This window comes from Stackebrandtia albiflava (assembly GCF_007994225.1).
GTDB lineage: Bacteria > Actinomycetota > Actinomycetes > Mycobacteriales > Micromonosporaceae > Stackebrandtia > Stackebrandtia albiflava.
Map to the genome: position 1 here is coordinate 671646 of NZ_VLLL01000006.1, position 13165 is coordinate 684810.

Consider the following 13165-nt stretch of genomic DNA (forward strand, 5'->3'; position numbering starts at 1 on the left):
CTCAGGCCCACCGACGAAGACGGCGGTGCGCCCGTCGGGTTCGTTCACGAACTGGTCTACATCGACGGCGGCCATGGCGTCGGCGACCGTGGTCACGCGGTCATCCCTTCATGCGTGATGAATAGGGCTTTCAGGCCGGGTATTGCCAGGTGGTGCCGGTGCCCCGGTACTGCTCCACTGGTATGGGCTTCTCGCCGTCGGGCAGGTGATCGGCGCACAGCACCCCGTGCAGGTGGTCGACCTCGTGAGCGACCAGCCGGGCCACGGCCTTTTCAAAGATGGTGATGCGTCGTTGCCCGTCGCGTTCCTGGTGTTCGACGTGGATTTGCAACGGTCGGGGGATCCGGCACCTCACATCGAACGACGACAAGCACCCTTCGTACTGGCTGTCGGTGGCGTCGCTGGTTTCCACTATCCGAGGGTTCAGCAGAACGATGGGGTTGGGGTCGCCGGGCGGGTAGGCGATGGCGGCAGCCCGGTCGATACCGATTTGCGGCGCCGCGATACCCATTCCCTTGCCGAAAGTGTGTGCCTTGCTGATGCGGTCGGCCGCCTGTCGCAAGTCGTCCACCACGCGGGTGGTGGCATCGGCTTCGGCGGGAAGGTCGAACGGCTGAGCGGTACGGCGCAACAACGGGTCGCCGTCTTGAATGACGCCGAGGGAGGCCATGACCTGACTCGGGCGCGGTGCCGGGGCGTCAACTCGACCGTTACGAAAGGTCCATTCCATTTTGTACCGGGCGTGTAGCGGCGGGTCGTCGGTCGCCCATGAGAATACGCGCCGCCCGTTGAATTCGTGTATCTGAATCGCGGTGGCAAGCGGCATGTCGTCACCGGCCATGGAGGTGTGCAACCCCCACGCCGCCGGGTCGACCTCGGTGGGGAAATCCAACGTGACGGCCAGGTGGTTGGTGGGGTGGCGCACCGCGCGCCGAAACCAGTTGCCCCACTTGTCGTCACCGACGGTGTAGGTGTACTCAATCCAGCAGGCGGAACCCGGGTACAGCGGGAACCGTTGCCCGGCGGCGTTCTCGAACCTGAGCCATACCTCTTTGAACGCGTCCCGGTCGTGCTGCACGGTCCAGGGCATCGCCTCGGCACGGCCCTCACCGTGCCAAGCGTGAAGATCGATTTCATCCCACGTCAACGGGTGCGCGCAATAGTGCCGGTTGGAACGTTCCGGCCGGCCCGGGTACCGGTCGACCGCGATCCTGATCAGGTACCGGGTGACCGGTGCGGCACCGTGGTTGACCAGGCGGCGCCGCTGCGTCAACCGATAAACCCCGGCGTCATAGAAGAGTTCGGCGTGGTCATGGTCAACCACCAACGCCCCGGCCGGATCGGAGACCGCCGGAGCAGGGCGGCGCTGTGGCGGGTCGGCGGGGTGCTGGTCGTTCCACGCGCGTAGCAGCTCGCCGCCCGCGTGCATGGCATCGTCGGCACGACGGGCGAACTCCCGTGACCCTCGTTCGACACCCGACGCCACTTTAGATACATACGTGCGGTCGTAACTCATGGTTTTCGCCCCGCGCCTTCAACGCCTCCCGGTTCAGCGTCGGGCCACTCGGCGCAGGTCGGGCGGGTGCCTGTGGTGGCGAACTGGAGGATTGCCGCCAACAGGTCGTCCGCTGTCACGGTGAGTTCGGCGGTGGTCAGGCGGCGGGTGTGGTCGCGTTCAACCGTGACGATCGTCGGCTGTGCTGCTGTCGCGGGTGGGGTACTGGCGGCCGGTCGGCCGTTCCATGCCAGGTATGCCGCGCCGTCTTCGTCGGTGGGACGCGTGAAAACCAGCCGGGGCACGGTGGCGTAGTCGGTGGTGCTGAGGTCGATACCGGAGATCACCGGCAAGCCGTACGTGCTGTAACGCTGCTCGGTCACCCATGTCTCGATCTCGTCGAGCCACCGTAGGTCGTCCATGTGTTCATTGCCGTCCCAGATGGATACGGGCAAACATGGTGTGTCGATGGGCGTGCGCCAGTCGGTCATCGTTCGCGTCCTCCGAATATCCGGTAGCCGCCCGGGTAGTAGACGGTGAGTGAGCATCCGGGCGGGATGAACGTGTCGAGGTAGTCCTGACATCCCAGGTCGCCGCCGCACGGCCCACCTGCATGGTTAATGACCATGGTTCGGTGTCGGTTACTGGTTCCCTCCCATCCCATCTGAATGGCCGCCTTTACCTCGGCGTGCGTGGCGAGGTCGCCCTGCCAGCCACGGACGGTCGGGTAATGGTGCTGCCAGCCGACGCGCCAGTAGTTGATCGCCTGTTCGTAGGCCAGGTCATGGCGGCCGGAGATGATTTCCACCAGTTGCCCATTCTCGATCCATGCTCCCCGGGTCTTCGTGTCGCGGGTTCCGAGTAGCGCCAGGTAGTCGGCGATCTCGTCTGGTGTCAAGGCGGCTCCCATGAACTGTGCCCGGTCTGCGGCGTGTAGCGGCGGTGGACATGATGGGTTCCCTTCGGTGGAGTGTGGGCCGGCCGTGGATGCGGGGGGCCACCGACGGCCGGCCCCGGGGGGGGGTGCCCCGGGTGGGGCGGCTACCGGGTGCGGCGCCGTGGTGTCGGTCGCGGCGGGATGACGTGCCAGCTCTGTGTGGCGTCGCAGTAGCCGATGCGGGGTGCGGGACCGGTGTGGAGGATCCCCCAGCCGTTGCGGATCCGGATGGCGTCACCCCGGGTCTCCAGGTGCTCGCCGTGGATCGTGCAGACCCGGCCACCGAGACCGTCCAGCCGGATCGGTAGCCGGGTCACCGGTCCTGCTCCGGTACGGCCAGGACATAACCCTGGAACGGCACACAACCGGTGCCGTCACAGCGCGGGCACGGCTGCGGGTCCTCGGCATCGCGACGGTTAGCGGTGTCGGCGTCCGTAGTCCCCCGGCCGGGAGTGCGGCAGTCCGGGCACCGGGTATAGGCCGTCACGGCCCGGCCTCCGATGCTGACCAGTGCGGCGCCGCCGCCCGGTACACCTCGACAGCCGCCGCCTCGACATGGGCGTACCAGTCGGCGGGCTGCCCCAACCACGCCGCACCCCACGACGCCGCCACCGATCCCTCCACGACGCTGACCGTGCACGCCAGAATCCGATGACCACCCTGCACCGAGTACAGGCGCACCGTATGCGGCGCCGCACTCGACGCCACCACGAACACCCCACCACCAAGAGAGAACCGCCCCATTTCAGTGTCAGTCACGGGGCACTCCGGTGATCGCCTGGCACGGCCATTCGACCGTGCTTCCGGTGTCGCGACGGCATTGCACACGAGTGGTGCCTCGGATCGGGTCAGGGAGATACGGGTGTCTGACTATGGTTGCAGTACTGCCGTCCATTTCGGCTCCAATCGGGTGGATGGCGGTCGGCGGCGGCTCTCGCTTCCACTCGGGGCCGCCGCCCTCCTGTAGCCTGACCTGTACACAGTGCAATGAGAAGTGTGCCGCGCGGACGGACGGTATCCAGAGGTATCCAATGACAGCAGGGGATCCGGAACTCGGCGCGTTGTTGAAAGCCCAGCGCAGGGCGGCGGGGCTGAAGCTCGACACGCTTGCCCGCCGACTTGGGTACTCGCGCCAGTACCTCAGCAACATGGAGAACGGTCGACGGAAGATCCATCCGCATGTCATCGTTGCCTACCAACAGGAGGTGGGCGATCCGATGAATCGGCGAGAACTGATCACGGGTGCCGCGGTTTCAGCGTTGGCACCGACCGTCGCGGCCGACCTGCTGAGGCACGGCTTCCTCACGGCGGCTCGATCCGGCCGTCCCACTCTGGATGACTGGCATGGCAAGCTCGACGCGTACGGCGTGGCATACATGTCGCAAGGCGCCTCGGCGCTGCAACGCACCATGGCCGGGGACATGGTGGTTCTGCAACAGGGCATCGATACCGCCGGGATGTGGGCAGTCGCGGCACCGATGCTGGCGATGTTCGGGAAGGTCTCGACGAATCCCTCCGAAGCGATCGAGTGGTACAAGCTGGCGGCCATCGCTGCGGAACGGTCCAAGGACCATTCGGTGACGGTGTGGGTCCTCGGTCGTGCGGCCATCGCGCTCGGCTACGAAGGCGCCGCGCTTCCGACGGCCTTGTCGTTCGCGGAACGGACGATCCGAGCCGCCCGTGAACGTCCGTCGCTCGGTCTACTGAACGCATTGGCCGGGAAGGCCCACATACAGGCGTTGCGCGGTCAACGCAGGGATGCCGTCCGGACCTGGGAGGATGCTCGCCGGATTTTCGACCAGGCCGGCTCGGCCGAGATCACCAGTGACTTCGAGGTCCCGCCTTGGAGGTTCGCGGTGTACTCATCGCTTCTCCACGCCCGCCTCGGATCAGGTGACGCCGACCATTGGCAATCTGAAGTGGACCGACTGGTTCCAGAGACATTGCCTCGATTCAAGACCCACGCCGAATTGCATCGTGGGCTGTCGATGGTCAAGTCTGGGGACTCGCGTGGCGGCGTCGCATACGCGCGGGATGCGCTGGAGCGCCTATCCGCAGAGAAGCGGTCCCAATCTCTTCGCCTGATGTTGTCGGAGATCGAGCGGGCTGCCGTCCAGGCCGTTTGAAGGATGCCGTCGCGTGGGCATCAGTAACGGGTGATGCATGAAGGAGTGCGTCAGTCCGCCGTCTTCGAACAGGAGTGGGACGTGCCACGAATCGCTGTTACCGGACACCGTGACCTGGACGACACCACCGCCGGCGTGATCCGCGCCGCGTTCGACGCCCGGATCGCCGAACTGACGGTCGAGGGGCGGGTGGTGGGCGTGTCCTGCCTCGCCGACGGCGCCGACGCCCTGTTCGCCGCCGCCGTGCTCGACGCCGGCGGAGACCTCGTGGCGGTGATACCCGCCGAGAAGTACCGTGACGGCCTGCCCGCCGCGTACCGGCCGGAGTACGACCGGCTGTTGGGGGCCGCCTTGGACGTGATCCGTCTCGACCACGTGGAAGTCACCGCCCGGGCGTACACGGATGCCGGCCTGGCCTCGCTCGTCGGCGCGGACGAGTTGATCGCGGTGTGGGACGGCCGACCCGCCGCCGGGTCCGGCGGTAGCGCCGACGTCGTCGCCCAGGCCCGAGAGCAGGGCGTGCCGGTGACCGTGATCTGGCCGGACGGTGCCCGCCGGGGCTGAGCCGACGCCGCCGATGCGGTGCTCGGGGCCGCCCGGGCCACCGGCCGGTGACCTCCGCGCCCGGTTAGCCTGGAGCGTCGCCGACCCCTGGAGAGTCCCACCATGCCCGAAGGCCACATCGTTCACCGGCTCGCCGCGACGTACCGTGCCGAGTTCGGCGGCGGTGCGGTGGCGGTGTCCAGCCCGCAGGGCCGGTTCGCGGAGGCCGCCGCCCGAATCGACGGCAAGCCGGTGACCGCCACCGACGCGCACGGCAAGCAGTTGTTCATCGAGTTCGGTGACGCCGAATGGGTGCGGGTCCATCTGGGCATCTACGGGAAGGTGGCCTTCGGTGCGGCCCCCGCGCCGGCGCCGGTGGGGGCCGTAAGGCTGCGGCTCGCGAACGACCGCCGGTACGCGGACCTGCGCGGTCCAGCCGCCTGCGAGCTCATCACGCCCGGTGAGAAACAGGCGGTCCACGACCGGCTCGGCCCCGACCCGTTGCGCGCCGACGCCGACCCCGCCGTGGCGTGGCGGCGCATCGGCCGTTCCCGTACCGGCATCGGCGTGCTGTTGATGGACCAGGCGGTGGTGTCCGGTGTCGGCAACGTGTACCGCGCGGAGGTGTTGTTCCGGCACGGGATCGACCCGTACCTGCCGGGTCGAGACCTCGACTTGGGACAGTGGACGGAGGTGTGGCGCGACCTGGTGGCGCTCATGCGCGAGGGGGTCCGGCTCGGCCGGATGGACACCGTCCGGCCCGAACACACCCCGGAGGCGATGGGTAGGCCGCCGAGGGTCGACGACCACGGCGGCGAGGTGTACGTGTACCGGCGCGCCGGACAGCCCTGCCTGGTGTGTGGCACCGAGGTGCGCACGGCGGTGTTGACCGCCCGGAACCTGTTCTGGTGCCCGAAGTGTCAGGCCAGGTGAACCGCCTCCGGATCGACGTGCACCGACAGGTCGTCCCGGCCGGGTGCGTACTGCGGCCGTAGCACCAGGTTCTCGTCGTAGTGGCCGCCCTCCTGGTGCCGGTACCCCAGAGTCGGTGCGTCAGGCAACGCCAGCAGCCGCTTCTCCAGGTCGGTGGTGAGCCGTGCGAAACGTTCCGGCCCGGTGCGTTCCGCGGCGTCCACGATGAACGGTGCGACCGGTGCGATCCCGGTGTACCAAAGGATGCCGTGGTGGACGGGGAACAGCAGTGCATCGACGTCCCCGTGAATGCCGCGCGGCCCCATGCTCGAATCCCGCGCGCCGTAGGACGTGATCACCATCGCGCGACGGCCCCACAGCGTGTTCTCGCCGTATCGCATCTTCCGCCCGGTGCGCGGATTCCGCACGCCGAAGGCGAAACCCTGGGTGAACACCCGGTCGAACCATCCCTTGAGGATCGCGGGTGGGCCGAACCACCACATCGGGAACTGGATCACCACCGCGTCCGCCCACATCACCTTCGCCTGCTCGGCCCGGATGTCGTCGCGGAGTCGGCCGTCACAAGTCGCCGTCTCCTGCGCGGCGCCGACGACGAACCGCTCGGCCGGATCGTCGCCGGTGTCGGCCGGTGACACCACCGGGTTCCAGCCCATCGCGTACAGGTCCGACTCACGTACCTCGTGGCCGGTCCTCCGGAGCGCGGCCGTGCCGTGATCCCGTAGCGCGCCGTTCAACGACCGCGGTTCCGGGTGGGCGAAGATCCACAGAAGCCTCATGTCCGCCATGCTGCCCGTCGCCGCGTCTCGATACGACTGGCCTGAAGGTCAACATGTGAAAGAATCCGGCCATGACGTTCGCGCCGCACCGAGTCGCCGTGGGTATCCGGCCTCTGCCGTTCTGAACCCAGGCGACCGCGCATCGGTTGTTTCGCCCGTGACCCAAGCGATCAGTAGCGGGAAGTCGGCGGGGACGATCCCGAGTGTCCTTCCGCTCCAGGCAGAGCCGGTACATACCGGGAGTAACTCGGCCGTTATCCTCGGTTCGTTGGTCTCCGGGGGCCGATGTGTTGCTCAAGCCCGATCGCCCGTACTGAAGGGAGACGAGGTGTTTCGGGCCTACGTTGACGAGTCCGAGCCTTTCGGAGTGCCGAATTCGTACATCATGGCGGCAGCACTCGTCGAAGACGAAGACGCCGAAAGTGTGCGGCACCTGGTATCCAAATTGAAACCCAAGCGCCACAAGAAACTCCATTGGAACGAAGAACCGAGCGACTCGCGGCTCATGATCGCGACCACCCTGTCGAACTGCCGGCTGGTCCATGTGGTGGTGGTTCGGACCGGGGTGCCGGGGGACCGCCCTGAGCGCCGACGTCGTCATTGCCTTGAGCGACTCGCGTATGAACTCCACTTGTTCGGGATCACGTCGATCACCGCGGAAGCTCGCGACGGTGCCTCGAATCGTCGGGAGCTGGAGTACCTCAACAGGATGCGTTCCGCACAAAGGATCAGCTCGGCACTGCGGTTGCACCATGTACCGGGCCCGGGCGAACCACTGCTGTGGATTGCCGATGCGGTGGCCGGCGCTGTGGGTATCAGCCGAAGGCCGGACGGTACATCCGAATACGTCGATTGCTTCGACGGGATGATTCAGATCGTCGACATGTGACGACCGGAACTCGTTACCACCGGGCCATCCAGGTGGGAATTCGAGCGAACACATCGGGATATGTAAACGGAATAGCGGGCTTGAACACTACGGAGCCGTGCGCCCCCGAAAACGCGCGAGTCCTGGACCCCACTCACACGTAGGACTTTCCAGGACTCACTTCCTACCGCTCCGCAGAACGGCGGCACAACACACACTATACGCACTCACTACATCACACGCCAGTGGTGCGGATTTCCCGGCGTCGTCCTGTGGCGTGCACGGGTTGAGACGTCCGCCGTGTTCTGCGCCACCTTCAGGCCATGCCATGGCATCTACAGCACATGGCACGGGACGTGACCCGGAATCACAAAAGCCTCATGTCAGCCATGCTGCCCGTCGCCGTGTCACGAGACGACTGGCCTGAAGGTCAACATGTGAAAGAATCCGGCCATGACGTTCTCGCCGCACCGAGTCGCCGTGTACATCCGTCCCGGCGTGCCGCCGATGGAACTCGGCCTGATCCACCAGCTCCTCGGCGGCGCCCGCGACCCGGACGGCCGACCGCTGTACCGGGTCGTCACCTGTGCCCGTCGGCCCGGATCGGTACGCACCACCGCCGACATCGACGTCACGGTGCCGCACGGCATCGACGCGGTCGAGGCGGCCGACACCGTCGTCATACCGGCCGCCGAACCCGATTACGAGATCACCGCGCCGGTACTCGCCGACTCCGACGCCGAACTGTTCGCACGTATCCGGCGCGACACCCGCATCGCCACCGTGTGCACCGGCGCGGCACTGCCCGCCGCCGCCGGACTGCTCGACGGCAGGCGCGCCACCACCCACTGGGCCTGGGCGGACCGGTACGCGGCCCTGTTCCCACGAGTCCGCTGGGATCCCGACGTGCTGTACGTCGATGAAGGCGACCTGTTGACGGCGGCCGGCGAGGCCGCCGGCATCGACCTGTGCCTACACCTCATCCGGCGAGACCACGGCGCGGCCGTGGCCGCCGACGTCGCCCGCCGCACCGTCGTGCCACCGCACCGCGAGGGCGGACAGGCGCAGTACGTTCCCAGCCCGGTCCCACCACGCGCCGACGACTCCACGGCCGCCACCCGGCAGTGGGCGTTGACCCACCTGCACCGCCCGCTGCCCCTGGCGGAACTCGCCGGACACGCGGCGATGAGCACCCGCACCTTCACTCGCCGATTCCGGCAGGAGACCGGCCTGTCACCGGCGCAGTGGTTGACCGCGCAACGCGTCGCCCGAGTGCGGGAACTGCTCGAACGCACCGACCACACGGTGGACCGGATCGCCGCCGAATCCGGTTTCGGGACCGCCACCGCGCTGCGGCAGCAGTTGCGGGCGGCCGTGGGCCTGTCGCCCAGCGCCTACCGCCGCACCTTCCGGCAGCCCTGACGGAACGGCTCGGTCGGCGATGGCAGGTCGTCGGCGGCCGGGTGGTCGAGGTCGATGAGGACGGAGTGTCGAACACTCCGGTCCGGACGGTCTCGGTCGTCTCAGTTCCGTTGCTCACCGAAGAAGGCGTCGAGATCGTCCCGCAGTCGCCGGTAGTCCATGGGCGGGCAGTCGGCGAAGTTCTCCAGCACCTCCTTGACGGGCACCGTTCGACGGCGGATCGGTGTCGACTCGTCGATGGGGCTGCCGTTCCGGGTGGTCACCGACGGCTTGTCGCTCTCGACGGCGTCCGTGATCCCGGGCGCCGAACTCCGCGGTTCACGCTGCATGACACGTCGATGCGTCCCCGCACTGTAGCGCCGAGCGCCGCACGGTGACACCGTGCCCGCACGGAAGTCGATTCATCCCGACGTCCGCCGATGCGGGCACATGGGACGGGCGGTGGGCAGGCCATCGATTCTGGTGTATCTTATCGATTGTCGATAATATCGTTTTTCGATAAGGAAGTCTCATGACGCGTCTCTCCCTCGTGAACGGCCTGCGCCGTCCCGACTGGCTCAAGGAACTCCAGGTGCTGCTCGTGATCGCCCTCGCGCTGGTCACCGTGTTCGGCGCCGGGGCGGTGATCGCGGGCGCCGTCGCCGGTGACGGCGTCCGGATCGACCTGCCCGCCACGGCCGTCACCGGAACCCCCGACCACGGACTCCGGCCGGGCGCCACCGTCGTGGCCGGCCAGGACCTGGCGGTCACGGTCGCCGATCCCACGGCCACCCAGCGACTGTCGTGGGCGCTCACCACGCTGCCCACCCAGCTGTTGCTCATCGCCGTCCTGGGCCTGTTGCTGCGCACCGTGTGGAGGGCCCGCCGTGACGACCCGTTCCTTCCCGGAACGGTGCGGCGACTGCGCGTCCTGGCCACCACCGCACTCGCCGGAGGCGGCGCGGTCTTCGCCGTCGAACTGCTCGCCGCGACCTGGTTGTCCGGCTCCATCGTCGAGGGCGGATTCGCCGGGTCCGCCACCTTGCCGGTGCACTGGGTCCTCGTCGGGGTCGGCCTGTACGCGGTCGCCGCACTCGTCGACCGGGGCAGTGCCATGCGGGCCGAGCTTGCGACACTCGTCTGATGCCGACGCAGGAGACACACCGTATTCACGTGCGGCTGGACGAGCTGCTGCGCCGACGCGACATGACCCTCACGGAACTGGCCGATCGGGTCGGAATGACCCTGGCCAACCTCTCGATCCTGAAGAACGGCCGAGCCCGCGCCATCCGGTTCAGCACCCTCACCGCGCTGTGTCGGGAACTCGAATGCCAACCCGGTGAACTGTTGACCGTGGACTTCGGCGAACCGGAGACCGGGCCGGACCCGGAGGCACCGCGACCCGGTGCCTCCGGTGACCTCCCACCGCCCTAGGCCGGTGATGGGCACGCCCCTCGCCCGTGGACACCGGTGTGACCCAGGACCGGTGAGACGGGCGGGCCGGGCGTCGTCGCCAGGGCGCCGCATAGCGTCGAGCCGTGCTAGCCGTCGTCACCGCGTTCGCGCCGATCTGGCTCATCGCCGGTTGCGGCTGGTGGAGCCGACGGCGCGGCATCCTTCCCGGCAACGCACCGGCCGTACTCACCGGGTTCGCGTTCCACATCGCGATGCCCGCCGTCCTGTTCACCACCCTCAGTCGTGCCCGGCTCGACGAACTCCCGGTCAGACCGCTACTGGCGGTGGGGATCGGCAGCGTCGTCGTGGGAGCGGTCGGGTACCTGGCGGCGAGACACCTGTTCCGGCGCGGCCGGACCGGTGGACTCACCGCGGCCATGTGCGCCGGGTACCTGAACTCCGGGAACCTCGGCATCCCGGTGGCGGTGCAGATCCTCGACGACACGCTGCTCATCGCCGCGATCCTGATCTTCCAGACCGTCCTGGTGACGCCGATGTTCCTGCTCGCCATGGACACCGGCAGCGGAGCCGAGGGCGGCCGGTGGCGACTGCTCACCGCGCCGGTGCGGAATCCGATCGTGGTGGCGTCGACCGCGGGCCTGGTGTGCAACGCCACGGGCCTCGTCCCACCCGACGGGGTACTGGCGCCGCTGGAGGTGTTGGGTGCCGCCGCCGTCCCCGCCGCCCTCTTCGCGCTCGGGATGTCGCTGCGCGGCACCGGCGACGGCGAGCCGCCCGGCCACCGCCGGGAGGTGCTGCTGCTCGTCGCCCTCAAATGTGTCGGCCACCCACTGGCGGCCGGCGCCGCGGCGGTACTGCTGGGAGTCACCGGCGACGACCGGTTCGCGGTCGTACTGCTGGCGGCGCTGCCGACCGCGCAGGTCGTGTTCGTGTACGCCGACCGCTACCGGGAACGGGTGGCCACGGTCCGCGACACGATAATGGTGTCCAGTGTCCTGGCGATGGTGACGCTCGGCGGGATCGCCGCCCTGCACCTGTCGGCCTGACGTCACATCCGGGCGTGTTTCTCAAGGAACCGGTAGACCTCGGTCTCGTCGACTCCCGGGAACGAACCGCGCGGCGGCATGGCCGCCAACTGCGACGAGGTCGCCCGGCCGGCGGGCCAGACCTGTCCCGCCCACGACGCCGCCAGGGCGCGCGGCGGCCGCCGGCAGCAGTCCGGGTCGGGGCAGCGCGACACCGACCGGGCGGTGGTCTCCTTCCCCCGGAACCACTTCGACGCCTCGTACGGGACCCCGACACTCAGCGAGAACTCGCCGTCCGGTCCGCGCTCGGTGCGGGCGGTGCACCAGTACGTCCCGGTCGAGGTGTCGGTGTACTGGTTGAACGCGCTGAACTTGTCGGGCACGTCGAACACCTGACGGCTCGTCCAGTACCGGCAGATCGGCTGGCCCTCGATCGCGCCGGTGGCGTCCTTGGGGAACGCCACCCCGTCGTTCTCGTACGCCTTGACGATGATCCCGGACTTGTGCACCTTCTGGAAGTGCGTCCGGATCCCCAGGTGATGGGTGGCCAGGTTGGTGAAGCGGTGCGCGGCCGTCTCGTAGGACACCGCGAAGTTGTCCCGCAGGTCCTCCACGGCGATCTCCTTGTCGGCCATGGCGCGCCGCAGGAACCGCACGGCGCTGCTCTCCGGCAACAGCAGCGCCGCCGCCAGGTAGTTCGTGGCGACCCGCTGCTCCAGGAACCGCAGGTACGTGGACGGCACCTCGTGGTCGAGGACGTGGCTGGCGAGGGCCTGCAGCAGGACGGTGCGGGGGTCGTGCGCGCTCGCCTTGTTCTGGGTGAGGTAGATGCGCCGATTGCGCAGGTCGGTGACCGAACGGGTGGAGTGGGGGAGGTCGTCCACGTGGTGCAACGTGAACCCCAGGTACGAGGCGAGGTCGGAGATGACGTGCTGCGACAGCGGGCCGCTGCTGTAGTGGACGTGGGCCAACAACTCCTGTGCCCGTTCCTCGTAGTCGCCGAAGTAGTTGTCGCGGTCGCGCATCCGGCGGCGTAGTTCGGTGTTCGCCCGGCGGGCCTCCTCGGGGGTGGCAGAATGCAAGTTGGCCTGCCGTTCGACCTCCCGATGCAGCCCGACCAGTGCCTCCAGCACATCGGTCGGCATACGGGAGGAGGGTTTGACAGCGGGTAGGCCGAGTGCCTGGTACAGGGCGCCCCGTTGGGCGCGTTCCAGCTCTATCTCCAGCGCCACGCGCCGGTTGGGTGGGTCGGTGCCGAGTAGCTGGTCGGAGCTGACCTCCAGGACGCGGGCGAGCCCGCGCAGCAGTGACAGCTTGGGCTCCCGCTTGCCGTTTTCGATCATGGAGAGTTGGGAGGGGGCCGTGCCGACTTTCTCGCCCAGCGTGTCCAGGGTCAGGCCGTGTTGTTTACGCAGGTGCCGGATCCGTTTGCCGAGGCTGATCAGGTCCACGGCGGGGTCGCCGCCCGTCGTTCCGGACGGCTCGGTGGCGCCCCACGGTCCCGGTTCGGCGTGGCCGGGGGCCTCGTCACCGGTCTGCTTGGCGGAGTCGTTTCGCATTTCTTCATCATGCGTGAAGATCTGCGTTTCTTTCCACTCGATACCGCTACCGAACGCCGCCGAAATGGAAAATTCTGGTTACCAGG

General features: G+C 68.1%; 16 protein-coding genes. 8 read left to right on the forward strand and 8 right to left on the reverse strand.

Features of this window, described 5'->3' with window-relative positions; translation table 11 throughout:
* Window positions 1–130 precede the first annotated feature (130 nt).
* The 5 genes from LX16_RS13950 to LX16_RS13970 form a co-directional block, all read right to left on the reverse strand.
* A complete protein-coding gene (locus tag LX16_RS13950; protein WP_147138909.1) occupies window positions 131–1516 on the reverse strand; it encodes a peptide deformylase in 1386 nt (461 codons plus the stop codon).
* The gene (locus tag LX16_RS13955; protein WP_158645594.1) at window positions 1513–1986 is read right to left on the reverse strand and encodes an Imm1 family immunity protein; all 474 of its coding nucleotides are present in this window, start codon (window positions 1984–1986) and stop codon (window positions 1513–1515) included. Before LX16_RS13955 ends, LX16_RS13950 begins: the two co-directional genes overlap by 4 nt.
* Window positions 1983–2393 carry a DddA-like double-stranded DNA deaminase toxin gene (locus LX16_RS13960; RefSeq protein ID WP_158645595.1) on the reverse strand — a complete coding sequence of 137 codons (411 nt, stop codon included), beginning with the start codon at window positions 2391–2393 and terminating at the stop codon, window positions 1983–1985. Before LX16_RS13960 ends, LX16_RS13955 begins: the two co-directional genes overlap by 4 nt.
* 143 nt (window positions 2394–2536) lie before the next feature.
* The gene (locus tag LX16_RS13965) at window positions 2537–2749 is read right to left on the reverse strand and encodes a hypothetical protein (RefSeq protein ID WP_147138916.1); all 213 of its coding nucleotides are present in this window, start codon (window positions 2747–2749) and stop codon (window positions 2537–2539) included.
* A gap of 166 nt (window positions 2750–2915) precedes the next feature.
* On the reverse strand, window positions 2916–3191 hold the full coding sequence (locus LX16_RS13970) for a hypothetical protein (RefSeq protein WP_147138918.1): 276 nt from the start codon (window positions 3189–3191) through the stop codon (window positions 2916–2918).
* Window positions 3192–3463: 272 nt separating this feature from the next.
* Between LX16_RS13970 and LX16_RS13975 the strand changes: the two genes are divergently transcribed.
* The 3 genes from LX16_RS13975 to LX16_RS13985 all read left to right on the forward strand — a co-directional run bounded on the left by LX16_RS13975 (window position 3464) and on the right by LX16_RS13985 (window position 6034).
* A complete protein-coding gene (locus tag LX16_RS13975; RefSeq protein ID WP_147138920.1) occupies window positions 3464–4558 on the forward strand; it encodes a helix-turn-helix domain-containing protein in 1095 nt (364 codons plus the stop codon).
* An 81-nt stretch (window positions 4559–4639) separates the two neighbouring features.
* A complete protein-coding gene (locus LX16_RS13980) occupies window positions 4640–5122 on the forward strand; it encodes a hypothetical protein (protein WP_147138922.1) in 483 nt (160 codons plus the stop codon).
* Window positions 5123–5224: 102 nt separating this feature from the next.
* On the forward strand, window positions 5225–6034 hold the full coding sequence (locus LX16_RS13985; RefSeq protein ID WP_147138924.1) for an Fpg/Nei family DNA glycosylase: 810 nt from the start codon (window positions 5225–5227) through the stop codon (window positions 6032–6034).
* On the opposite strand, the gene LX16_RS13990 is transcribed toward LX16_RS13985, so the two are convergent.
* Complete coding sequence (locus LX16_RS13990) at window positions 6022–6810, reverse strand: NAD(P)H-dependent oxidoreductase (protein WP_147138926.1); 789 nt, start codon at window positions 6808–6810, stop codon at window positions 6022–6024. The genes LX16_RS13985 and LX16_RS13990 overlap by 13 nt on opposite strands.
* 367 nt (window positions 6811–7177) lie before the next feature.
* Between LX16_RS13990 and LX16_RS13995 the strand changes: the two genes are divergently transcribed.
* Together LX16_RS13995 and LX16_RS14000 are read left to right on the forward strand one after the other, a co-directional pair.
* Complete coding sequence (locus LX16_RS13995; protein ID WP_147138928.1) at window positions 7178–7699, forward strand: DUF3800 domain-containing protein; 522 nt, start codon at window positions 7178–7180, stop codon at window positions 7697–7699.
* A gap of 432 nt (window positions 7700–8131) precedes the next feature.
* On the forward strand, window positions 8132–9100 hold the full coding sequence (locus tag LX16_RS14000; protein WP_147138930.1) for a GlxA family transcriptional regulator: 969 nt from the start codon (window positions 8132–8134) through the stop codon (window positions 9098–9100).
* 101 nt (window positions 9101–9201) lie between these two features.
* Here the strand turns inward: LX16_RS14000 and LX16_RS14005 are convergent, their stop codons facing one another.
* Window positions 9202–9429: a prevent-host-death protein gene (locus LX16_RS14005; RefSeq protein WP_147138932.1), complete on the reverse strand. Its 228-nt coding sequence runs from the start codon at window positions 9427–9429 to the stop codon at window positions 9202–9204.
* A gap of 182 nt (window positions 9430–9611) precedes the next feature.
* Between LX16_RS14005 and LX16_RS14010 the strand changes: the two genes are divergently transcribed.
* The 3 genes from LX16_RS14010 (at window position 9612) to LX16_RS14020 (ending at window position 11541) form a co-directional block, all read left to right on the forward strand.
* Window positions 9612–10223: a DUF2975 domain-containing protein gene (locus LX16_RS14010; protein ID WP_147138934.1), complete on the forward strand. Its 612-nt coding sequence runs from the start codon at window positions 9612–9614 to the stop codon at window positions 10221–10223.
* Window positions 10223–10513 (forward strand): helix-turn-helix domain-containing protein, encoded by a 291-nt coding sequence (locus LX16_RS14015; RefSeq protein WP_147138936.1) that lies wholly within the window; start codon window positions 10223–10225, stop codon window positions 10511–10513. Before LX16_RS14010 ends, LX16_RS14015 begins: the two co-directional genes overlap by 1 nt.
* Window positions 10514–10617: 104 nt before the next feature.
* Window positions 10618–11541, forward strand: coding sequence for an AEC family transporter (locus tag LX16_RS14020; protein WP_147138944.1), 924 nt, complete (start codon window positions 10618–10620; stop codon window positions 11539–11541).
* A 2-nt stretch (window positions 11542–11543) separates the two neighbouring features.
* Here the strand turns inward: LX16_RS14020 and LX16_RS14025 are convergent, their stop codons facing one another.
* Entirely contained in the window at window positions 11544–13079 is a 1536-nt protein-coding gene (locus LX16_RS14025) for a helix-turn-helix domain-containing protein (RefSeq protein WP_147138945.1), read from the reverse strand.
* Window positions 13080–13165 lie beyond the last annotated feature (86 nt).

What these genes read in the sequence shown, in the direction of transcription:
- LX16_RS13950 (WP_147138909.1), bottom strand. Translation starts at nt 1,516, where the DNA reads ATGAGTTACGACCGCACGTATGTATCTAAAGTGGCGTCGGGTGTCGAA.
- LX16_RS13955 (WP_158645594.1), bottom strand. Translation starts at nt 1,986, where the DNA reads ATGACCGACTGGCGCACGCCCATCGACACACCATGTTTGCCCGTATCC.
- LX16_RS13975 (WP_147138920.1), top strand. Translation starts at nt 3,464, where the DNA reads ATGACAGCAGGGGATCCGGAACTCGGCGCGTTGTTGAAAGCCCAGCGC.
- LX16_RS13985 (WP_147138924.1), top strand. Translation starts at nt 5,225, where the DNA reads ATGCCCGAAGGCCACATCGTTCACCGGCTCGCCGCGACGTACCGTGCC.
- LX16_RS13990 (WP_147138926.1), bottom strand. Translation starts at nt 6,810, where the DNA reads ATGAGGCTTCTGTGGATCTTCGCCCACCCGGAACCGCGGTCGTTGAAC.
- LX16_RS14000 (WP_147138930.1), top strand. Translation starts at nt 8,132, where the DNA reads ATGACGTTCTCGCCGCACCGAGTCGCCGTGTACATCCGTCCCGGCGTG.
- LX16_RS14005 (WP_147138932.1), bottom strand. Translation starts at nt 9,429, where the DNA reads ATGCAGCGTGAACCGCGGAGTTCGGCGCCCGGGATCACGGACGCCGTC.
- LX16_RS14010 (WP_147138934.1), top strand. Translation starts at nt 9,612, where the DNA reads ATGACGCGTCTCTCCCTCGTGAACGGCCTGCGCCGTCCCGACTGGCTC.
- LX16_RS14015 (WP_147138936.1), top strand. Translation starts at nt 10,223, where the DNA reads ATGCCGACGCAGGAGACACACCGTATTCACGTGCGGCTGGACGAGCTG.
- LX16_RS14025 (WP_147138945.1), bottom strand. Translation starts at nt 13,079, where the DNA reads ATGCGAAACGACTCCGCCAAGCAGACCGGTGACGAGGCCCCCGGCCAC.